This window comes from Actinokineospora alba (genome assembly GCF_004362515.1).
Taxonomy (GTDB): Bacteria; Actinomycetota; Actinomycetes; order Mycobacteriales; family Pseudonocardiaceae; genus Actinokineospora; species Actinokineospora alba.
In genome coordinates this window covers 5,160,319-5,181,830 of the sequence record NZ_SNXU01000001.1, presented here as the reverse complement: position 1 = coordinate 5,181,830, position 21,512 = coordinate 5,160,319, and the positions used below count along the sequence as shown (strand labels likewise).

The 21,512-nt window shown below is 70.3% G+C and carries 22 protein-coding genes and 1 pseudogene; 11 read left to right on the top strand and 12 right to left on the bottom strand.

The annotated features are described in order from the left end of the window. Positions 1–2: 2 nt before the first annotated feature. The 4 genes from C8E96_RS23865 to C8E96_RS23850 form a co-directional block, all read right to left on the bottom strand. Positions 3–398 (bottom strand): hypothetical protein, encoded by a 396-nt coding sequence (locus tag C8E96_RS23865; protein ID WP_133794715.1) that lies wholly within the window; start codon positions 396–398, stop codon positions 3–5. A 94-nt stretch (positions 399–492) separates the two neighbouring features. Further along, the gene (locus tag C8E96_RS23860) at positions 493–765 is read right to left on the bottom strand and encodes a hypothetical protein (protein ID WP_133794713.1); all 273 of its coding nucleotides are present in this window, start codon (positions 763–765) and stop codon (positions 493–495) included. A 138-nt stretch (positions 766–903) separates the two neighbouring features. Next, positions 904–1,161, bottom strand: a complete 258-nt coding sequence (locus C8E96_RS23855) for an amphi-Trp domain-containing protein (protein WP_091368253.1) — start codon at positions 1,159–1,161, stop codon at positions 904–906. A gap of 74 nt (positions 1,162–1,235) precedes the next feature. After that, entirely contained in the window at positions 1,236–2,225 is a 990-nt protein-coding gene (locus C8E96_RS23850) for an alpha/beta hydrolase (RefSeq protein WP_133794711.1), read from the bottom strand. Positions 2,226–2,374: 149 nt separating this feature from the next. Here C8E96_RS23850 and C8E96_RS23845 point away from each other — a divergent pair, with 149 nt between their 5' ends. Together C8E96_RS23845 and C8E96_RS23840 are read left to right on the top strand one after the other, a co-directional pair. Next, positions 2,375–2,815, top strand: coding sequence for a hypothetical protein (locus C8E96_RS23845; protein WP_091368249.1), 441 nt, complete (start codon positions 2,375–2,377; stop codon positions 2,813–2,815). Positions 2,816–2,905: 90 nt separating this feature from the next. Beyond that, positions 2,906–4,368, top strand: a pseudogene (locus C8E96_RS23840) (SDR family oxidoreductase). On the opposite strand, the gene C8E96_RS23835 reads toward C8E96_RS23840, so the two are convergent. The 6 genes from C8E96_RS23835 to C8E96_RS34195 form a co-directional block, all read right to left on the bottom strand. Next, complete coding sequence (locus C8E96_RS23835) at positions 4,334–4,954, bottom strand: hypothetical protein (protein ID WP_091368246.1); 621 nt, start codon at positions 4,952–4,954, stop codon at positions 4,334–4,336. The pseudogene C8E96_RS23840 and the gene C8E96_RS23835 sit on opposite strands and share 35 nt — an antisense overlap. A 63-nt stretch (positions 4,955–5,017) precedes the next feature. Beyond that, entirely contained in the window at positions 5,018–5,758 is a 741-nt protein-coding gene (locus tag C8E96_RS23830) for a hypothetical protein (RefSeq protein ID WP_091368244.1), read from the bottom strand. Beyond that, positions 5,751–6,293, bottom strand: coding sequence for an RNA polymerase sigma factor (locus C8E96_RS23825; protein WP_228769569.1), 543 nt, complete (start codon positions 6,291–6,293; stop codon positions 5,751–5,753). Before C8E96_RS23825 ends, C8E96_RS23830 begins: the two co-directional genes overlap by 8 nt. 454 nt (positions 6,294–6,747) lie before the next feature. Next, on the bottom strand, positions 6,748–8,658 hold the full coding sequence (locus C8E96_RS23820; protein WP_166658090.1) for an EAL domain-containing protein: 1,911 nt from the start codon (positions 8,656–8,658) through the stop codon (positions 6,748–6,750). Positions 8,659–8,820: 162 nt separating this feature from the next. Next, on the bottom strand, positions 8,821–10,227 hold the full coding sequence (locus tag C8E96_RS23815; protein ID WP_228769568.1) for an alkaline phosphatase family protein: 1,407 nt from the start codon (positions 10,225–10,227) through the stop codon (positions 8,821–8,823). Then, on the bottom strand, positions 10,125–10,508 hold the full coding sequence (locus C8E96_RS34195; protein ID WP_228769567.1) for an alkaline phosphatase family protein: 384 nt from the start codon (positions 10,506–10,508) through the stop codon (positions 10,125–10,127). Before C8E96_RS34195 ends, C8E96_RS23815 begins: the two co-directional genes overlap by 103 nt. Positions 10,509–10,798: 290 nt before the next feature. Between C8E96_RS34195 and C8E96_RS23810 the strand changes: the two genes are divergently transcribed. Continuing rightward, complete coding sequence (locus C8E96_RS23810) at positions 10,799–11,245, top strand: hypothetical protein (RefSeq protein WP_091368240.1); 447 nt, start codon at positions 10,799–10,801, stop codon at positions 11,243–11,245. A gap of 89 nt (positions 11,246–11,334) precedes the next feature. On the opposite strand, the gene C8E96_RS23805 is transcribed toward C8E96_RS23810, so the two are convergent. Beyond that, complete coding sequence (locus tag C8E96_RS23805) at positions 11,335–11,982, bottom strand: response regulator transcription factor (RefSeq protein WP_091368237.1); 648 nt, start codon at positions 11,980–11,982, stop codon at positions 11,335–11,337. A gap of 290 nt (positions 11,983–12,272) precedes the next feature. Between C8E96_RS23805 and C8E96_RS23800 the strand changes: the two genes are divergently transcribed. From C8E96_RS23800 to C8E96_RS23765, 8 genes are all read left to right on the top strand, one after another. Next, the gene (locus tag C8E96_RS23800; protein WP_091368235.1) at positions 12,273–13,007 is read left to right on the top strand and encodes an AAA family ATPase; all 735 of its coding nucleotides are present in this window, start codon (positions 12,273–12,275) and stop codon (positions 13,005–13,007) included. Positions 13,008–13,052: 45 nt separating this feature from the next. Further along, entirely contained in the window at positions 13,053–13,403 is a 351-nt protein-coding gene (locus C8E96_RS23795; protein WP_091368231.1) for a type II secretion system protein, read from the top strand. Positions 13,404–13,478: 75 nt separating this feature from the next. Beyond that, on the top strand, positions 13,479–14,570 hold the full coding sequence (locus C8E96_RS23790) for a type IV pilus twitching motility protein PilT (RefSeq protein WP_091368229.1): 1,092 nt from the start codon (positions 13,479–13,481) through the stop codon (positions 14,568–14,570). After that, positions 14,567–16,189 (top strand): GspE/PulE family protein, encoded by a 1,623-nt coding sequence (locus tag C8E96_RS23785; protein WP_228769566.1) that lies wholly within the window; start codon positions 14,567–14,569, stop codon positions 16,187–16,189. Before C8E96_RS23790 ends, C8E96_RS23785 begins: the two co-directional genes overlap by 4 nt. A gap of 1 nt (position 16,190) precedes the next feature. Continuing rightward, entirely contained in the window at positions 16,191–17,393 is a 1,203-nt protein-coding gene (locus tag C8E96_RS23780; protein ID WP_091368226.1) for a type II secretion system F family protein, read from the top strand. A 1-nt stretch (position 17,394) separates the two neighbouring features. Further along, entirely contained in the window at positions 17,395–17,838 is a 444-nt protein-coding gene (locus C8E96_RS23775; RefSeq protein WP_091368224.1) for a type IV pilus modification PilV family protein, read from the top strand. Next, positions 17,829–18,470: a prepilin-type N-terminal cleavage/methylation domain-containing protein gene (locus C8E96_RS23770; RefSeq protein WP_091368222.1), complete on the top strand. Its 642-nt coding sequence runs from the start codon at positions 17,829–17,831 to the stop codon at positions 18,468–18,470. Before C8E96_RS23775 ends, C8E96_RS23770 begins: the two co-directional genes overlap by 10 nt. Beyond that, positions 18,467–20,524, top strand: coding sequence for a hypothetical protein (locus C8E96_RS23765; RefSeq protein ID WP_091368220.1), 2,058 nt, complete (start codon positions 18,467–18,469; stop codon positions 20,522–20,524). Before C8E96_RS23770 ends, C8E96_RS23765 begins: the two co-directional genes overlap by 4 nt. On the opposite strand, the gene C8E96_RS23760 is transcribed toward C8E96_RS23765, so the two are convergent. Further along, complete coding sequence (locus tag C8E96_RS23760; protein ID WP_091368218.1) at positions 20,502–21,299, bottom strand: prepilin peptidase; 798 nt, start codon at positions 21,297–21,299, stop codon at positions 20,502–20,504. The genes C8E96_RS23765 and C8E96_RS23760 overlap by 23 nt on opposite strands. Positions 21,300–21,512: the final 213 nt, after the last annotated feature.

The following is a 21,512-nucleotide window of genomic DNA, read 5'->3' as shown; positions in this document are numbered from 1 at the left end:
GCTCACCCGGTGAGGTCCACGTCGACGGTGAGCCCGCTCAGCGCGGTGTAGTACTCGCGGGCGGCACGCTCGGCAGCCTCGAGCGCTTGGCGCAGTTCCGTCAGCTCGCGGGAGGCGGTAGCCAGCGCGGGCGCCGGGTCGCCGCCGTCGTGTCCGCGCAGCAGCCGGTGCCGGTCGTGGTCGGCCAGCTCCGTGGCGAGGAGGGCGACCACGTCGGCCAGGCCACCGGTGAGCCGGGTGAGCTGCCAGCCGCTCTCGCGCAGTTCGTCGTGGTCGGCCGCGCGGCGCTCGCGCACAGCCGCGGCGATGCCGTCGGCGGCGCCTGCCATCGCGGCGCTCGCCGCTGGGGCGATCGCCCTCGGGGCGCCTGCCTGCCGGGGTCGGCGGATGCGGGCCATCATGGCCTCCGGACGTCACGGGATGGGACCTGCGGGGGCTGAGCGCCGTCGACCCCGGCCGCGGTGACGTGGCAGCCGGGGTCGACGGTCATCCTCACCCGACCGGAGGGGAACGCTGGCGAACCCACCGCGCGCCACGCTCGACGACACTCCCGGCGACCTTGCGAACTGGGGTGAGATGGACTGGATTCGCGTGCGGGGGCCGTGGAGCGGGAACGCTCGGCCTGGTCGGGCTCGGGAAGGCGGACGGATCGAAGTTGGCGGCCACGATGGCGTCGAACTCCGCCCGCAGGAATGTCCGGTCGGCGAGCACCAACTCGGCGAATGCCTCGCCCACGCGATCGGGTCGTTCCCTTTGCTCAGCCATCGGAAAACACTCCTGCGGGACCGCCAGGTTCCTGAAGCTGTCTTCCCTATTCTTATAGCTCCGAGTGGAGGTTGTGTCAACCCACTGATGGAGATACCGCGTGGGGGGCGACGGATCGCCGCCCGCCACGCGATGTTCCTAGACCACCGACTCGTCGTCGGCGTCGTCGTCGGCCTCTTCGTGCGTCCACTTGAGCTGGAACTCGATCTCCTCTTCCCCGTCGCCGCGCTCGTGCTCGATGGAGAACTGGGCGCGCGCCGGGACGCGGATGCGCTCACCCGCGATCTGGATCCGGAACGACGTCTCGGACTCCAGGGCGTCGGCGAGCCGGCGCAGCTTCGCGACGACGTCCGGGGTGGAGTAGATGCGTTCGATGTCTCGGGTCGCGTCGGACACGTGGCCTCCGATGTCGGGTCTCCCTCGGGCGGGAGCCTGGGTGGCACATTCAATCGCGCGCCCGCCCGCGCGCCTCAGGCGGCGTTCGCCGAGCCCGCCAGGACCACGGTGGTGAAGGTCGCGATCTCGTCGAGGGCGGCGCTGCTTTCGGGCAGGACATGGCCCAGCACAGGGAAAGCGTGCACCTGGCCCTGCCAGATCTGCAGCCGGTGCTCGACCCCGGCCGCGCTCAGGCGTTCGGCCATGAGTTCCGCGTCGCAGCGCAGGACTTCGTCCTCCGCGCACTGGATGAGGACGGGTGGCAGGCACGACAGGTCGCCGTTGACCGGCGAGCGGACTGGGTCGATCTCGGTGCCGTTCCCCGCGCACAGCATCCCGACCCGCGAGAGCCTGCGGGCCGGGATGAAGACGTCCGAGCGGGCGTTGCGGTGCCCGAGCTTGGTGACACTGTCGAAGTCCAGCCATGGGGAGAGGCCGACGACCCCCGCGGGCCGGGGCAGGCCCGCGGCCGGGGCGTTCAGCGCGAGCGCGAAGGCCAGGTGGCCGCCCGCGGAGTCACCGACGCAGACGACCTTGTCCGGGGCGATACCGCGGGTCTGCAGCCAGCGCACCGCTTCGGCGGCGTCGGCGAGGGACTCGTCGAGGCGGCCCTTGGGCAGGTGCCGGTAGGCCACGGACAGCACCGGCAGCCCGGTGCGCAGCGCCAGCCGCTCCACGATCCGCCGGTGGGTCGCCAGGCCACAGAACAGGAAGGCTCCCCCGTGCAGGTAGAGAATGGCGGCGACCGAGTCGGCGGCCCCACGCGGGCGGACGAACTCGGCCCGCCAGGTGCCACCGTCGACGTGCTCGCATTCGGTCTCCCGCAGCCGGGGCACGACCCGCAGTGCGAGATTGACCAGCGGCATCATCTTCGAGAGCGGCCCCCGCAACGGCCACCACGCGAGCGTCGGCCGCACGAAGATCCGGCACAGCCACCGGATCACGGCCGCCCGGAAGCTCTGCCCGCCAGGGCGGTACTCGGACGCGGGCTGGGTCTCACTCGAACTCGGAGTACGACTGTTCACTGGTCGACTGTCGCACCGGCCGGACACGGTGAGCAACGGTCGGTGTGTCCCGCCCGGCGAATGTTGTCCGTATCCGGCAAAACCGGGGCCGGGGTGTGTCACCGAGCGCGGATGTGGGGCCGGGCGGGTTTCGGGGTAGTACTCCCGGCATGGCGGACACAGAAGAATCAGTAGACGCGGCCACGGTGGAGGCGGTCGGGAAGCTGACCGAGGCACTGGAGACCACCGAGATCGCGCGCGGCCACCTGTACGCCTTCCATCAGCTCACGGGGTCAGCCGACTTCAAGGTGGAGAAGGCGATAGACCTGCTGGCATGCGCCGGGCATCGGGACGTGGCGGAGCGGCTGCGGCGGGAACTGTTGGGGCGCAACGTTCTGTATGGACGGTGGACTTTTCAGGTTGTCGAGGAATACGACGACACGTATTACCAGCCGTTCCGGGAGCTGGAACGCGAGACGCGGAAGCTGACGGGCGGGCGGCGACATCTTCATGAGGCCGCGCTGAAACGCGACCGGCGCACTCCTGGGGAGCCCGGTCACGAGGCGACCCCGGAGGAACCCCCGATCCCGCCTTGGCCCCTGCGCGGCTAGCGGCTGGACGCCTATTCGGAGGTAGACGGCGGTGTGTTCGCTGGGTGAGTTCACTGTGCGGCCCATGAGCGCCGCACCCAGAATCGGCTGATGCGATGTGTGGTGTTCGGCGCGACCGGCTACATCGGTGGGCGGCTGCTGCCCGCGTTGCTTGAGGCGGGCCACCAGGTCCGGGCGGTGGCCCGGACACCCGACAAACTCGCCGAAGTGCCCTGGCGCGACGCCATCGAGGTTGTCCAAGGTGATGTCACCGACCGTGCTCAGGTGCGGGCCGCGATGGCGGGCCAGGAGGTCGTGTACTACCTCGTCCACTCACTCAACCGGGCGAACTTCGTCGAGATCGACCGGCGGGCGGCGAAGGTGGTCGCCGACTGCGCCCGGGAGACGGGTGTGGCGCGGATCGTCTATCTCGGCGGGATTCTGCCCGAGTCCGGTGACCTGTCCGACCACTTGGGATCCCGCGCGGAGGTCGGCGACATTCTGCTCGCCAGCGGCGTGCCGACCGCCGTGCTGCAGGCGGCGGTGATCATCGGGTCGGGGTCGGCCAGCTTCGAGATGCTGCGCTACCTGACCGAGCGGCTGCCCGCGATGATCACGCCGCGCTGGGTGCGCAACCGGATCCAGCCGATCGCCGTGCGCGACGTGCTGCACTATCTCGTCGCCGCGGCCGAGCTGCCCGAGAGCGTGTCGCGGGCGTTCGATATCGGTGGGCCGGATGTGCTCACCTACCTGCAGATGATGCGCCGCTACGCGGTCGTCGCCGGGTTGGTGCGACGGGTGGTGCTGCCCGTCCCCGTCCTCACGCCGTGGCTGTCGGCGCAGTGGGTCAACCTGGTGACGCCGGTGCCGCGCGGCATCGCCATCCCGTTGATCGAGTCGGTCGTGCACGAGGTGGTGTGCCGCGACCACGACATCGAGAAGTACATCCCCGACCCGGAACCCGGCCTGCTGCACTACGAGCGGGCCGTCGAACTGGCCTTGGCCCGCATCCGCAACGCCGACGTGCCCACCCGCTGGTCGGACGCGGCCTGGCCCACCGCCCCCTCCGATCCGCTGCCGTCAGACCCGGAGTGGTCCGGCGGTTCGGTGTACGAGGACATCCGGGAACACCCGACATCGGCGAGCCCGCAGGCGCTCTGGGACGTCATCGAGTCGATCGGCGGCGAGCGGGGCTGGTACTCGTTCCCGCTGGCGTGGTCGGTCCGCGGCCTGATCGACCGGCTCACCGGCGGCGTGGGCCTGCGCCGCGGCAGGCGCGACCCGAGGCGGCTGCACGTGGGCGAGGCGCTGGACTGGTGGCGGTGGAACGCCTGGAGCGGCCGCGGATGCTGCGCCTGCGCGCGGAGATGAAGGTTCCCGGCCGCGCGTGGCTCGAGCTGTGCGTCGAGCCGACGGCGGACGGTGGCGCCCTTTACCGCCAGCGCGCGGTGTTCGAGCCGCACGGGCTGGCGGGTCAGGCGTACTGGAAGGGCATCGCGCCGTTCCACGGTGTCGTATTCGGCGGGATGGCCCGCAACATCACGGGAGCGGCGGAGCGGGCCGCGGCCTGCTGAGCTGGGGCAGTCCCCGCAGGCGCGGACGCACCAGGACTGCGCCCACGGTGAGCAGCGCGCCCGCGATGAGTCCGCCGATCCCCCACTCCCACTTGACATCCGCGACCGGCTCGACCGGCGTCGGCGCGGCCGGGGGCTGCGCGGCGGCCTCCGCTATCCGGGCTGTCGAGCTGCCCGAGGTGAGTCCCAACGAGGCGAACAAGGCCATGAGTTCCTTGGGCGAGGAACTGGTGTGCCAGGTCGCGGGCACGTCCCAGATGCCCTGCTCGGTTCCCCTTGTGGTCCTGGTCTCGATCACCGGGCCGGACGGCGTCAGGTAGATCCGGTCGGTCCGCCAGACGTCCACGTCGTGGATCAGCCAGGTGGCGGTGATGTACGAATTGGACTCCTGCGGGGACGCGGTGGCACCGCCGCTGAGCGCGCCGTCGAGGCGGGTGTAGGCGGAGTCGGAGTGGTAGAGCGCCGCCGCCCGCTGGTTCTCGGGCATGGTCAGCAGCACGCTCGTCGGGCCGCCCGCGGCCGCGGGACCGGCGTTGAGAACCAGCAAGCCGATCACGGTGAGCAGAGTCAGAACAGTCGCGCGCATGGCGGTGCCTCCTCAGGATGTGACTGGTGGGGATACACCGGCCACCGCCGCGCGGTTCCCGTTTCAGCGCGCCGATTCGGCGATCGCGACCGCGCGTTCCCGGTCGAGGTCGCCTTCGAGCCGCAGCGTCACACCGCCGGACTGCCACAGCAGGGTGCGGCCCGCGAGGCGGGCTGGTTCGCGGCGCTGGGAGCCGTCGGCGGACTGCACGACCACCTCGTGCGCACTCGGCAGCCAGAACGCGTCCGACCCGCGCACGGTGGTGAACTCGACCTCGTCGTAGACGGTTTTGATGAAGTACGGGGCCAGCCGCGCGCCGATCTGGTCGAGGCGAACGCCCGGCCAGCTCATCGACACCACGGCCCGGTCGGCGGACACCTCCACCCCGGTCGGCGTCCCCAGTTCGGCGGGCACGACGACATCGAACGCCACCAGGTCCCGCGCTTGCTCGACGCTGATCCCGCGGGCCGCGGTCGGCGGCGGCGGGGCGGTCGACGGGGGCGCACCGCTCGACGTGCGGACCTCGACGGCCCCGATCCCGAGCCACTGCGCCACGGCCGCGCGCACCGGCGGGGTGAGCGCGGCGACCAGGACCAGCCCGGTCAGCAGCGACACGAGGGCCCGCCACCGGGCCCGCAGCCACCACGCGACCCGGCGCACCAACGTGGCCCGCGCGGGGACCGGCTCGGTCGCCACCCGGGCCAGGACGGCGGCGGTGAGCGCGTCGGTGGGGTCGGGCGACGGGAGGTCGTCCCCGAGGGCGCGGAGTTCGCGGATCAGCCGGTCAGTCATGGGCTCAGTCATGGGCGAGGTCCGTTTCCAGCGACACACGCAGCTTGCGCAGCGCCCGCGACAGCCGCGACTTCACCGTGCCGCGCGGCCAGCCGAGCACGGTCGCGGTCTCCCGCTCGTCGAGGTCGAGCAGGTATCGGCAGGTCACCACCAGCCGGTAGGGCTCGGGCAACACCTCAAGCGCGGCCAGCAACTCGGCGCGCCGGGCCCGGGCCTCGGCCGACAGCTCAGGGTCCGCCACCGGCTCGGGCAGCACGGCGGCGGCCTCAGTGACACCCCGCCGCTTCGCGGACCGCTGCGCGTTACGGGTCTCGTTGGCGACGATCCGCAGCAGCCACGGCCGAAACGGCGCGTCCGCACGAAAGCCGCCAAGCGCCCGATACGCCTTCACCAGCGACTCCTGCACCACATCCTCCGCGTCCGCCCCGGCCCCAAGAAACACCGCGACGCGCAGCGCGACACCGGCATGGGCGCGCACAAGCTCGCCATACGCGCCGGAATCCCCGGCGCGCACCCTGGCCACGGCCTCCGCGTCGCTGATCGCCACTCCTAGTCGGTGCGTCCTGTCAGTAGGTCTACACCGCCCACCCACGATCGGTTCCACATCAGCGCCACGACATGCGGGCGAGCAACGACCCTCCAGCCCCCTGATTCGCAATGCCCCCGCCCACGCCCCCGTTCGCAATGCCCCGCCCACGCCCCCGTTCGCAATGCCCCGCCCACGCCCCCGTTCGCAATGCCCCACCCACGCCCCAGCTTCGCAACGGGCCACCCACCCCCACCCCCCGAAACGCTAGGGGCCGATCCCAACTGCCTGTTTGGGTGGTTCGCCTTGATTTGGGGTGAAATGGGCCTAAACTTTCGCGGCGCGGGGCAGTTTCCCTATCCTGCCCGCTTTACCCGCGCAGGCCCATTTCCGGGGTCCCCAAATCAAGGCGAACCACCCAAACAGGCCCCCAGGCAAAAGCCAGCCGGCAAACCACATGCGCAGCCAGCACGCGTCAGAGCCGGATCACCTCAGCCAACCCCCCAGGCTCACCGAACACCGCCCCCTCCCCCAAATCCACCCCAACCTCAGCCCACCACGCGACCTCCTGGGCCGTCCGCAAACTCCCCACAATCATCGACAGCCCAGAAGCCCGCACCAACGGAACAAGCCCCCGAGCCGCCATCACAGCAGGCAACCCCGACTCCGAGTTCGCCGAAACCCAGGAAGCCACCGAACTCACCAGCCGGACGGCCCGCAGCGGCAGCGAGTCCAAATAGGTCAGGTCACGGCTGGCCGCCCCATATCCATACAGGACGATCCCGATCCCCAATTCTGCCAACACTTCCAGGTTGTCCTCAGCCGGATTGTCGGGCGCGTGCAAAGCGAGCACCGGGAACCCGAGGTCAAGCCGACCAGGGGCCAGGCCCGCGTCGGCAAGGGCGGTGCGCACCCAGGCGACCAAGTCTGGGTCGACCGCCTCCTCTTTGGTCAGTTCCAGGTACAGCCGGGGCGCGTCCGGGCCGGCCGCCGCCACCTGTCGGGCCGCTTCGCCGAGCAGCCAGCGGCCGATGCGCAGGCCGAAGCCGGTTTCGGCGATCGCCCGCAGGCACGCCCGGTGGTCGAGCAGGCCCAGTTCCGGGTGCAGCCACCGCAGCGACGCCTGCACCGAGGCGACCCGGCGGTCGGCGAGCGCGACGATCGGGCGGTGGCACACCTGGATCTGGCCGCCCTCCCACGCGCCGGGTACGGAGGCGGCGAGTCGGAGTTGGGCGCGGCGGGTACGGTCGACCGCCGGGTCCACCAGGCCCCACTGCCCGCGCCCGCGTGACTTCAGGGTGCGCAGCACGATCGCGGTGGCGCACAACAGTTCCACCGGGTCGGTGCCGGGCGCGATGTCGCGGGCCACGGCGATGGTGGCCGACGCCGCGACCCCGTGACTGTCCACATAGGTCGGCTCGGCCAGGGCGGCGTTGATCCGCTGGGCCAGCGCGGCGACGTCCGGGCCGGGTCGCAGCAGCACCGCGAACTCGTCGGCGCCGAACCGGGCCACGCAGGCGGGGTCGTCACCCAGGACCTCGGTCAGCTTGGCCGCCACCGCCCGCAGCAGCTCGTCGCCGACTTTCCAGCCGAGGCCGTGGTTGATCACCGAGAACGCGTCGAGGTTGAGGTGCAGCACCGAAGCCGGTGTCGTGCCGCCTAGCGACTCCTCCAGCTTGCCGATGAACGCGTGCCGGTTGGCCAGCCCGGTGAGCGGGTCATGCGTCCCCTGGTAGCTGAGCTGCTGTTCGAGCAGGTGCACATGGGACACGTCCTGCACGAGGGTGACCAGCGAGTCCGGTCGCCCGGCGGTGTCACGCAGGACCGAGACCGCCAGGTGCACCCAGACCGGGTCGCCGTCGGCGCGCAGGAGCCGGGTTCTTTCCCGCAGCCGCCTGGATTCCTCGCCGTTGTCGAGCAGTTCGGTGTAGCAGGCCAGGACGGCGTCGCGTTCCCGCGGATGCACCAGCTCGGCGAGCGGGACGCCGACCAGTTCGTCCTCTCGGCGTCCGAGAATGCGCGAGGCGGCGGCGTTCACCTCGGTCACCACGCCCTCGCGGGCGCTGACCAGCAGGCCGACCGCGGCCGAGCGGAACAGCGCGCCGGAGCGTGCCTCACTGGTGGCCAGGGTCCGCTCGACGGCGGCCAGCCGGGCTCCGCCTGCCAGGGCCGCGGTGACCGTCTCGACCAGCCGGACCCCGACCTCGGTGGCGGCGTCGGCGTCGAACGGGTCGGCGCCCAGCGCCTGGACCAGCCGGTCGACCGGTCCCGTCAACTCCCGCCCGACACTGTCCCCAGTGGCCGGTAACCGGCTCAGTGCCCCCGCCCACTGCCCGGCCAGCTCAGCCGGATCCACCGCGGTGCCGCCGATCGCCTGGCACGTCAACTCCCGATGATCACCCGCCCCGGTGAGCGGTCTTGGCCGGGAAGCTACCAGTGGGCGCAGCATCGAACATCGGAAACGATCATCGTCCCCCGTTTGCTGGGGCGCTCCACCCAAATGGCCGAACGGGGCGAGCGGACGGTGTGCCCGCCCGCCCCGAGCCGATCAGGCGGTGACGCCCGGAGCGCCGTCCTCGACCCGGCCGGTCAGGCGCCTGCGGAAGGTCGGGTCCTGCGCCGCGGTCACCTCGACGTCGTACCAGCCGCCGTCGGTCGGCCACACCACGGAGGTGCTCGCGCCCGCGGCCAGCGTGACGGTCCGGCTCGACGTGCCGTAGCGCGCCGCCGTCAGCGTCAGCGTGACCTCCGAGGCGCCCGTGTTGGACAGTTCGATGGCGGCTCCGCCACCGGCGGGCAGGTGCGGGGATCGCACGGCCACGCCCGCCGCCGCGCCGGTCGCGGTTCCCGCCAGCTCGTACCAGAACCGGTTCGGCCCCTGGACGGCCAACCGGTAGCCGGCTGCCGGGACGGTGATCGGCTCGACGTGCTCGGTCGCGACATCGCGGTGCTCCGGGTGGGCGAACTCACCGGAGTACGGATAGATCGCGAAGTGGCTCGCGCCGGTCCCGGTGTCGGCCAGGGCCAGCCGCAGCGTCCCCGCCTCGACGACTGCGGAAACCCTTGGCTGGTAGGGCAAGGCGCGGGCGGGTCGGCGACCGGGCTCCTGTGCGGGCAGCACGCCCTGGGCCGGTGGCGTGGGGCGCCAGCGGGTGATCGCGGGCGGGATCGGGCCCGGCTGGTCGAGCGCCGGGCGGGTGCCCGCGACGGCGAAGTCGAACGCCGCGGTGAGGTCGCCGCAGAGCTGCCTGCGCCACGGGCTGATGTTGGGCTCGACGACACCGGTGACCCGCTCGAGGAAGCGGATGACCGACGTGTGGTCGGCGATCTCGGAGTCGACATGGCCGCCGATGGTCCAGGGCGAGACGACGGTCATCGGCACGCGCGGGCCGAGTCCGATCGCCCGGCCCTGGTACCAGTCGTCGGACGCGCCGGACCCCGGGCGCTGCTGGACCGGCGCGGGCACATGGTCGAAGTAGCCGTCGTTCTCGTCGAAGTTGATCAGCAGCACGGTCTTGGACCAGGTGTCCGGGTTGGACGCGATCGCGTCGAGGACCTGGTAGATCAGGTTCGCGCTGCCCACCGGCGTCGACGAGCCGGGGTGCTCGGACAGGGCCGCGGTCGGCACGAGGTAGCTCACCGCGGGCAGGGTGCCCGCGGCGATGTCGGCGCGCAGCCGGGGAACCAGCGTGTCCGGCTCGCTGCGGTACATCCCGCGGTCGAACAGCACGCGCTCGGCCGGGGTCAGGGTGGCCAGGCCGGCGGCGAACTGGTCGAGCATCTTCTTCCGCGCCGAGGGCGACTTGTCGAACAGCGCGTAGTAGAACTCCTCGGTGGTGCCGAACTTGCCCTTCACCTTCGACAGGGCTTTCGTGCCGATCCGCTTGAACACGGCGAAGTACTCGACCGCGTTGTCGTTGAAGTTGTCCCACTCCTGGTACACCTGCCACGACACCCCGGCCGCCTGCAGCCGCTCGGGGTAGGTGGTCCAGTCGTATCCCTGGTGGTCGTAGGAATAGGCGGCGTTGGTGAGCCGAAGTAGTGGTCGAACGACCGGTTCTCCTGCGTCAGCACGATCACGTGCTCGACGGCGGCCAGGCCGCCCGCGCGAACCGGGGTCTCGGCCATGGCCCGCAGCAGCGAGGGCGGCAGCAGCGAACTCACCGCGGCGAGCCCGCCCGCCGCGGCGCCTAAGCCGAGGAAGCGCCTGCGGGATACGTCGTCGGTGGGGGTCATGTCCGGTCTCCGTCCTGTATATACAAGTTGGGCGAAGACAGCATCACGGAAGCGGGCGCCGCGATGCCCACCGGCGGGTGAAGGACCGCGGAACGATGGCGGAATAGGGGTTCCTCGCCTGACCTGATGACGGGCTTGGCCGCGGACTCGAAAACCGTCCCCCGAGTCGGCCGACCTGGTCCTACCTGCCCAGACAGACCGTTGACATCGCCGCAGCGGGCTGCGATCGTCCCCGCGTACCGACCGCGGGCGGGTCGCCCGTGGCCGCTTCACCAGAGGGGAACTCCCACATGAAGTTACGTTCGCTGCTGCTCGCCGCCGGTCTCGCGAGCCTGAGCGTCCTCGGCCTCGCAGGCACCGCCCAAGCCGCCGACAAGATCCCGGCGGGCTGCACCGGTGCCCGCCAGCTCGGCTCCACCGCCTACGTGACCAACGGCGCGGGCGCGAACATCGCCAGCGTCAAGCAGTACTACGGCGTGTGCGACGGCACCCCGAAGAACTGGTCGTACGTGTACGTGTGGCAGAGCTTCTTCGACACCGGCAAGTCGTACCACGTCAAGGCGGGCATCATCACCGCGAACTCCGGCGGCCAGGCCCTCGGCTTCCGCAGCGCCGCCCGACCCACCCGGGAGATCGTCTCCGTCCCGGTCGCGACCACCGGCGTCTGCACCCGCGCCTGGGGCGGCCTCGACCTGTCGACGGGCACCCGCACCGCGCAGACCGCCTGGGACTGCTGACCGCGAGTCCCCACGTCCCGACGATGAGTTCTCATCTCAGGTGTGCCCGAGATGAGAACTCATCGTCGTGGGGTGGGGACTCGCGTGTGTCAGATGACCGCGGGGAGTTCGTCGTTGTGGATCAGGCCGTGGCGTAGGGCGGTCATGAGGGCTTGGGCGCGGTTGTTGGCGCCGAGCTTCTCGTAGAGGCGCGCCACGTACGTCTTGGCCGTCGACGGGCTCACGTAGGTGGACCGCGCGATCGCGGGCACCGACAGGCCGTCGCGCAGCAGCAGGAGCACCTCGCGCTCGCGGGGGCTCAGGGCGAACCGGGTCTCCGTCTCGCGCTTGCGGGCCAGGGCGTGGATCAGGCCGGTGGCGGTGAACGACGTCGCCGCCACGGCGGCGTGGCGGATGGCGCCCAGCACCTCCGGCATGGGCGCCGTCTTCCCCACGAAGGCCGAGACCCCGGAGTCCAGGGCGCGGAACAGGATGTCGTCGCGGGCGCTGGAGGTGAGCACCACGATGCCGAGGTCCGGGTCGCGGTCGCGGAACTCGCGGGCCAGCTGGAGTCCGTCGCCGTCGGGAAGGTCCACATCGATCGTCACCACGGTCGGCCGGACGTCGACTATCGCGCGGGCGGCGGCCACGGAGTCCCACTCGGCGACGATCTCGATGTCGGCGTGGTCGGCGACCAGTCCGGCCAGCCCGTAGCGGGTCAGGGGATGTCCGTCGACGACGGCAAGGCGGATCGACATCGTTCCTCCCGGTCTGCCGGTTCCGACCCCGATCCGAACAGGCTGTTTAAGGATTCAACTACCTTTCGGCCAGGCGGCCCCCGGAGTTACACATTCGGCCCTAACCAGGCCCAAAGTCCCTACTGAGGGTGATCATCCGGCCCCGTTGTCGGTCGATCGGCCGACAAGTGTCGACCGGTGGGCCGTCACCGTCGGCCCGTCGGGCAGCCACCGTCCGGCCGATCGCCCGATGCCGCCGACACCCCCGTCCGGCCCACGCTTCTCGTCATCCGGCGAGGAGGTGAGACGACATGACGGGACACGGCCAGATCATCACGGTGTTCGCCCCCAAGGGCGGCTGCGGCAAGACGACGTTCGCCACCAACCTGGCCGTCGCGCTGCACGCCGCGGCCCACCGGGTCTGCCTCGTCGACCTCGACCTCGCCTACGGCGACATCGCCACCACCCTGTCGCTGCGGCCCCGCGGCACGCTGTCGGTCGGCGACACGGTCTGGGTGACCATGCCCCTGGCCGCCTACCGCCCCGGACTGGACTGCGTGCCCGCCCCCGCCCGGCCCGGCGACGCCGAGCGGATGCCCGCCACGCTGGTGCGCGACCTGCTGATCCTGCTGTCGACCCGCTACGACTACATCGTCGTCGACACCCCGCCCCGGCTCTCGGCGCACGTGCTGACCGCGCTCGACCTGTCCACCCACCGGGTCCTGCTGACCACGCCGGAGCGGCCCGCGCTGACGCACCTGCGGGTCACCCTCGACATGCTCGACCTGCTCTCGATCCGGCAGCACACCCGGGCCATCGTGGTGAACCGCGCCGACGCCGAGACCGGCCTGACGGCGGCGGACATCGACGCGATCCTGCGCAACCCGATCGCCGCCTACCTTCCGTCCACTTGGGAGCTCGCCGCCTCGATCAACCGGGGCGTGCCGCTCACCGAGTCCTCCCCCAAGCACCCCTTCAGCACCGCGGTCCGTCGGTTCGCCGACACGCGGATTCGCGGCGAGGAGGTGTCCGAAAACGTTTCCTAGCAAGACATAGCCACCACACACATCAGGGAGAACACCATGAACGCAATGCTCGACAGACTCCAGCAGGCTCGCAAGAACGACAAGGGCTTCACCCTCATCGAACTGCTGATGGTCATCGTGATCCTCGGCGTCCTCGCGGGAATCGTCGTCTTCGCCGTCAACGGCATCCAGGACAGAGGCAAGGAGTCGGCCTGCAAGGCCGACGTGAAGACCGTCGAGGTCGCCCTGGAGGCCCACTACGCGAAGCTGTCCGCGTACCCGGCGGCCAACGACTGGAACGCACTGACCACTGGCGTCAACCGCTTCCTCCACAGCCAGCCGTCCAGCCCTGACTACACCATCACCTTCGCCAACACGGGAGTCGTGACCGCCATCGGCGCCTGCACCGCGCCGTAGGTCCGCCTGGGAGGGCCGCTGCGCAGGGGCGGCGGCCCTCCCACCCCCAACCCGAACCGGAATCCGGAGGTTGTCATGCACGGTCCCGCTCTCGGCAGCCATGTCGACCTGCTGCTCGACGCCGTCTGGCAGGCCGGTGGCACCGACCTGCTGCTCACCGCGGGCATGGCACCCCAGTTGCGGATCCAGGGTTCACTGCACGCCGCCCCCGAGGAGCCCGTGCTCACCCCGGCCGACACGGACACGCTGCTGGCCGAGCTGCTGACCGCGGAGCAGTGGCGGCAGTGGGCGCAGACCCGCGAATACGACTTTTCCTTCAGCTGGCGCAATGAAAGCCGGGTCCGCGGCAACGCGTTCACCCAGCGCGGCGACACCACCATCGCGCTGCGGATGATCCCCCGCGAGATCCCGTCCATGGAGGAACTCGGACTGCCGCCCGTCCTCGGCGACTTCGCCCGGGCGCACCAGGGTCTGGTCCTGGTCACCGGGCCGACCGGTTCCGGCAAGTCCACCACGCTCGCCTCGGTGATCGACCGGATCAACAGCGACCGGGCCTGCCACATCATCACCATCGAGGACCCGATCGAGTACGTGCACCAGCACAAGCGGTCCGCGGTCAACCAGCGTGAGGTGGGCAGCGACACCGCGTCCTTCCCCGACGCCCTGCGCAGCGCGCTGCGTGAGGACCCCGATGTGGTGCTGGTCGGCGAGATGCGCGACCTGGACTCGATCCGCTTCGCCCTGACCATCGCCGAGACCGGTCACCTCGTCTTCTCCACACTGCACACCAACGACACCTCACAGGCGCTGGCCCGCATCATCGACGTCTTCCCCGCGGGCCAACAGGACCAGGTCCGCGTGCAGCTCGCCGCCGCCCTCACCGGCGTCGTCTACCAGCGGCTGATCCCCCGCGTCGACGGCGGCATCATCGCCGCCTTCGAGATGCTGGTCGCCAACTCCGCGATCCGGAACCTGATCAAGGAAGGCAAGACCAACCAGCTGCGCAACTCGCTGATCACCGGCAGGCGCGAGGGCATGTTCACCTTCGAGCAGTCGCTCAACGACCTGGTGGCGTCCGGCGAGATCAGCTACGACGAGGCCGTCGCCCGCAGCCTCTACCCCAAGGACGTCGAAGTCCCCCGACTGCGCGCAGGAGTGGCGTCATGAGACTGGGCAAGCGCACCGACACTCCCGTCCCGGAACCCGTGGACCAGCCGATGACGGGCAGCCTGGCCGACGCCGCGGCCGAACACGCCAAGGCGCGGGGGCAGCGCCCGCTGCAGGAGGTCGACCTGCGCTCGGTCACCCCCGAGCCCGCGGCGACCGCCCTGATCAAGGAAGCGACCGCGCGCGAGTTGGTCGCGGTGCAGCTCAAGACCGGCAACGGGGTGGCCTTCGCGGTCGCCGACCCGTCCGACGCGGTCCTCAATGGACTGCGCGCCGCCGCCGGGATGCCGTTCACCGTCAAGGTGGCCCGGCGCGAGGACATCCTGCACGTCATCGGCGCCACCTACCGGGCGCTGACCGGCATCGACTCGCGGGTCAAGGACTTCGAGGCCCGCGACGTGCTGCGCAAGACCGCGGCCCGGACGGTCGCGGCGGTCTCGGCCAACGACGAGGCGCCGGTCGTGCAGGTCGTGCAGCTCATCATCACCCAGGCCCTGCGGGACCGGGCGTCGGATGTCCACATCGAACCGCAGCCGGAGCGGATCAGGATTCGCTTCCGCATCGACGGCGCCCTGCACGACGTGCTCGACCTGCCCGAGTCGATGGGCCCGGCGATCGTCAGCCGAATCAAGATCATCGGCGGGATGAACATCGTCGAGCGCCGCCGCCCGCAGGACGGGCAGATCAGCATGGACGTCGAGGGCCGCGCGGTCGACATCCGGGTGTCGACGACCGCCGTCGTCGGCGGCGAGAAGGTCGTGCTGCGGCTGCTGGACAAGAGTCGCCCGCTGTTCCGCCTCGAACAGCTCGGCATGCCCGCCGAGATGGCCAAGCGCTACGCCGCGCTGCTGCGTTCGCCGTACGGCATGGTGATTTGCGCGGGCCCGACGGGAAGCGGCAAGACCACCACCCTCTACGGGTCCCTCGGCGAGATCAACAGCCCGGACCGCAACATCATGACCATCGAGGACCCGGTCGAGTACACCTTCCCGTCGATCAACCAGATCCAGATCAACGAGCAGGCGGGCATCACTTTCGCCGGTGGCCTCAAGTCGATCCTGCGGCAGGACCCGGACATCATCCTGGTCGGCGAGGTGCGCGACGTGGAGACCGCCCGCATCGCCGTGCAGTCCGCGCTCACCGGCCACTTCGTGCTCTCCTCGCTGCACGCCACCGACGCCGCCGCGGCGCTGCACCGCCTGCTGGACATGGGGATCGAGAACTTCCTCATCGCCTCCTCGGTCACCGCGGTGCTCTCCCAGCGCCTGGTGCGCCGGGTGTGCACCTACTGCACCGAGTACTACCAACCGTCCAAAGAGGAACTGGTGTTCCTCGACTCGGTCGGCGGGGCGCCGCCGAAGGACGGATTCGTGCGCGGCGCCGGGTGCAACTTCTGCGCGAACACCGGCTACCTGGAGCGCATCGGCGTCTACGAGATGATGCCGGTCAGCGAACCGATCCGGGACCTGATCCTCTCCCGCGCGTCGCACGAGGAGTTCCGCAAGCTGGCCCGCTACGAGGGCATGCGCACGCTGTCCGAGGCCGCGGCGCACCTCGTCGAGGCCGGTGTGACCACGGTCGCCGAGGTCCTGCGTTCCGTTTACGTGATCGGGAGCTGACATGGCCAAATTCGCTTACAGCGCGACGCGTCCCGACGGGAGTCCGACCACCGGGACCCACAAGGCCGACACGCGCGAAGCCGCCGAACTCGCCCTCTACGAACAGGAACTGCGCGACATCCAGGTCGTCGAGAAGACCAGTGTGCTCAAGAGGGAGCTGACCGCGCCGCGGGTCAAGCGCGAAGAGGTCATGCACCTGTCGCGGCAGCTCGGCGCGTTCATCAAGGCGGGTCTGCCGCTGATCGACGCCGTGCGCACCCTCGGCGAGGAAGCCGACAACTCCTCCGTGCGCAAGATGATGCGCGAGGTGGAGGACGGGCTGCGCCGCGGCGAGAAGCTCTCGGACTGCTTCGACCGCCACCCCAAGATCTTCCCCGAGTTCTACCGCGGCATCCTGCGCTCGGCGGAGCTCAGCGGCAAGCTCGACAGCGTCCTCGACCGCCTCGCCCGGTACCTCGAACGCGACCTGGAAGCCAAGCGCAAGATCAAGGCCGCGCTGATCTACCCCGCGATGATCGCGGGCATGTCGCTGATCACCGTCATCGTGCTGGCCAGCTTCGTGCTTCCCCGGTTCAAGGTCTTCTTCGACAGCCTCGACGCCACCCTGCCGCTGCCCACCCGGATGCTGCTGGCCGTCACCGACTTCCTCACCGAATGGTGGTGGGCACTGGGCGCGGGGTTCGTCCTCCTGGCGCTGATCATCTTCGGCGTGGTGCGCACGACCCGGGGCCGCTACGCGCGGGACAAGCTGTTCCTCTCCCTGCCCGTCCTCGGCTCCACCATCCAGTACGCCCTGGTCGAACGGTTCAGCCGCATCCTGTCCTCCATGGTCAGCGCGGGTGTCCCGCTGCCGGAGGCGCTGCGGGTCGCCACCGAGTCGCTGCGCAACCGGGTGTTCATCGGCGCCCTGTCCCGGGTCGGCGAGGCCCTCCTGGAAGGCGAGGGGCTGGCCAAGCCCATCGCCGCGACCGGCCTGTTCCCGACGACCGCGGGGCAGATGATCCGGGTCGGCGAGGAGACCGGCACCCTCGACGCGCAACTCGAGGTCACCGCCCAGTACTACGAGGGCGAACTGGATTACAAGCTCAAGAAGCTCACGGCGCTGTTCGAACCCGCGGTGATCGTGGTGATGGGCGTGGTCGTCGGGTTCGTCGCCGTGGCACTGGTCTCGGCGATGTACGGCATCTTCAACCAGGTGTCCTGACATGGCGGCCGACGACCGGGGTGAGACCCTCCTCGAACTGCTGATCGCCGTGGTGATCCTCGGCATCGGCGCGGTCTCGATCGGTGCGGGCCTGACCACCAGCGTGCTCGCCTCCGACACGCACCGCAAGCAGTCCACCGCGGGCACGATGGTCCGCGACTTCGGCGAGGCCATCCGCACGAGTGTCGCCAACGGCGGATATGTCGCGTGCGCCGGTCCCGGCGCCTACGCCGCCCCCGCCGGATTCGCCGTCCCCACCGGGTACACCGCCACGGTCACCACGATGAAGTACTGGAACGGCACGGCCTGGCAGGTCTCCTGCGGGACCGACACCGGGTTGCAGCAGCTCACCCTGCAGGTGGCGGGCAACGACGGCCGGGCCACCGAACGCGGGGTCATCGTGATCCGCAAGCCCTGCGGCCTTGGGGAGCCGATATGCACCTGACTCGCCGCGATCGTGATGATGCCGGGTTCACCCTGGTCGAGCTCCTTATGGCTATCGTGATCCTCGGCGTGATCAGCGTGCCGCTGGCCGGGTTGATCATCGCCGGACTGCGCCAGTCGGCGAGCGCGTCGGCCCGCCTGCAGCTGTCGCACGACTCGCAGATCAGCGCCACCTACTTCGGCCAGGACGTGTCCACCGTCGGTATCCGCGACTACGCCGCCGCGCACGGGCTGACCGGCGTCGCGTTCAAGCCGTCCATCCAGCTCGACGCGGCCTTCGACGCGGGCGGCCACGTGTGCGGCACCGCCGCCACGCCCACCGCCAAGATCCGCCTGCTGTCGGAGCGCTGGGACAACTCCGCCGCCGCGCCCGCGTCGAGCGTGGACGTGGTCGCGTACTACCTCGTGCCGGTGGGCCCGGTCAGCGAACTGCACCGGATCAAGTGCTCGGGCGGCACCGTCGCCGACGTCATCGTCGCGCACTACGTCGACCCGGCGACGCTCGCCGTCGACTGCGGCGGAGCGTGTGACACCGCGGCCGTGCCGCAGCGGGTGACGATGTCCTTCACCGTCGCCACGGCGAACGCGGACCCCTATGTGATCAGCCTGAACGGGCAGCGGAGGCAGACATGAGACGCCGTGACGACGAAAGCGGTGCCGCGCTGATCCTGGTGCTGGTCCTGGTCGTGGTGATCAGCCTGGGGCTCCTCTCGCTGCTCTCCTTCTCGGGCACCAGCTTCCGCACCACCATCGCCCTGCGCGACCAAGGCGCCACAGCGTCCACCTCGGACGGTGCGATGGCCGCGGCGATCAACACCATCCGCAACAGCACCTACAACAACTCCCCTGGCCAGACCTGTTTCGACCACGGCGACCACCTCCACCTCGACGGGATCGCGGGAGCGGAGGCGGCGACGGTCGACTGCGACGCCGACCCGTCCAGGGTCCTGATCCAGTGCCCGTCGCTGTCGATGTGCAACCGGCCGGGCAGCGCGATCCTCACCCTCGGGAAGCACGGCGGCGAGGACGGCGTCAACATCCAGCAGCCGAACGGCTCGATGTTCCGGGTGCGCGGCGTCGTGTTCTCGAACTCCAATATCAATGTGGTCAATGGAACCCTGGCCACGAACACCCGCGTCTATGGGCGGACCGGCTGCACCGGCACGATCATCAGCGACCCGTCGCCACCGTCGTGCCCCTACGCGCCCGCGAATCCCCTCGGTGAGGACCCGAACTACCTGCCCGCTGTCGGGGCCGCGCCCGCGCACCGCGCGTTGCCCGCGTGCACGAAGACGGGTCTGATCACCTTCGAGCCCGGCTACTACGACGACGCGCACGCCCTGACCGACATGATGGCGAACGGCAGCCCCTGCAAGGGCAGCGTCTGGTGGTTCAAGCCCGGCGCGTACTACTTCGACTTCCACAACACCGGCACCAACGCCAATCCCCTGCTCGACTCGGCGGGCGGCAACATCTGGACGATCGACACCGGCAAACTCGTCGCGGGCACCCCGGTCAACGGCGCGGGTCAGGTGATCGCCCAGCCACCGCTCAACCCCACGATTCCCGGCTCCTGCAACAACCCGATCAAGGACGCCAACGCGGTCGGCGTGCAGTTCATCTTCGGCGGCGACAGCCAGCTCGCGGTCAAGGCGGGGCAGGCGGAGATCTGCGGCACCTACAGCGCCACCAGACCACCGGTCGCCATCTATGGGCTGAAGTCCGGGGCCGAGACCGACACCGCGCTCACCGACCTCAAGCTCACCGCGGTCCCCACCCAAGGCGGCTTCAACCCGACCGCCACCTCCGCCGCCCTCCGTGACGCGGACCTCCTCACCTACGCGACCTGGAAGGCGCCGAAGAAGAACGCCGACACGACCGTCTCCGTCAGCGGCTTCGCACCGCCCGCCCCCATCCCGGCCGGGTCGGTCCTCAAGTCGGCGGCCATCAAGGTCACCCACCGGCACACCGACCTGGTCAACCAGGACGACCTGGAGGTGACCTTCCGACCCAACGGCGGCGCCGCGCTGACCGGCTCCGCTGTCGGCCGCTTCGGCTCGCCGCTCTTCCAGACCACGACCATCCCCATCGACGCCGCCCGCGACGGCTCGCTCGCCGAATCCATCTACAAAGGCACCTTCACCGGCGCCACGATCGACCTCAAGGTCTCGCTGGACAACAAGGACGCCATCGAGGACCTCGACGCCGTCCAGCTCGACCTCACCTATGTGGCACCGGCTTTCCGCGCCGGCGGTGGCTGCGTCACCACAGCCCCCTACACCGGGCTCGGCAACGCGTCCCGGTGCGCGATGGTGACCTCGGATGGCAGTCCCAACAACCAGTTCTACGTGCAGGGCACCACGTACGCGCCGCACGCCGTTCTCGACATCACCCTGAACAACGCGTCCGAGCAGGTCTTCCGCTTCGGTGTCATCGCCCGCTCCCTGTGGGTGAAGCTGACCGGCAGCTTCTCCTACGGCGGACCCGTCATCGAGGTCCCCGACGACTCACCGGGGTTCGTCTTCAGCGTGTACCTCAGCGTCTACCTTTGCCCGTCCCCCGGGGAATGTCCGACCACGGGGACACCGAGCCTGCGGGCGAAAGTGGCGTTCGTCGACGCCGACCCGGTCAGCCCGCTGCCAGGTCGACGACAAGTCAGCGTGCTCAGCTGGTCCAGCCCACGGTGACCAGGTACCAGTTCGCGACGGGCTCGGCGACGAACAGGGCCAGCAGGGCGCCCAGGATCATGAACGGCCCGAACGGAAGCGCGGTCTTGCGGTCGCCGCGTCCGGCCGCGAGGACCACGACGCCGACCACCGCGCCCAGCACGAACCCGCCGAACGCGCCGACGACCAGCGTCGACCACGACAGGTAGGCCAGGACGCCGCCGAGCAGGCCCGAGAGCCGCACGTCGCCGAACCCCATCCCGGCGGGGTACACCAGCGCGAGCAGGAAGTAGAACGCGAACAGGGCGGCGGCGCCGATCCCGGCCCGGCCGAGGGACCACCAGTCGTCGCGCACCGCTGAGGACACCGCCAAGAGGATGGCGAGCACCGGGTAGGACGGCAGGATGATCGCCGACGGCAGCCTGCGCACGTCCAGGTCGATCAGGGCGAGCGCGATGCCGACGGCCGCGAAGTACAGGTACGCGGGCAGCGCGGACACCAGCCCGAGCTGCCACATCCGCACAGCCACCACCAGGAAGACGATCGCCGTTCCCAGCTCCACCAACGGGTAGCGCACCCCGATCGGCGCGGCGCAGTCGGCACACCGTCCTCTGAGGACCACCCAGCCGAGCACCGGGACGTTGTGCCTGGCCCGTACCGGCTTCCCGCAGCTCGGACAGCGCGAGGCCGGACTCACCACCGACTCGCCGCGCGGCACCCGGTGGATCACCACGTTGAGGAAGGAGCCGACAGCCAGGCCCAGCAGCGTGACCATGACGTACAGGACCACCTGCATCCCGCGCTCCCGCCTGTCGGCCACCCTCCCCGATCACCGTATCCCCCACCCCCACTCCCCACACCCCAAACACCCGCGAGTCGCCCCTCCCGGCAAGCGAGTCGCCCCCTCCGGCAAGCGAGTTCGACATTCGTGCATCGCGAAGGTCGAACTCAGTCGCCGGAAGGGGCGACTCACTTGCCGGGAGGGGCGACTCGCGGGGTGGGCTGTGGG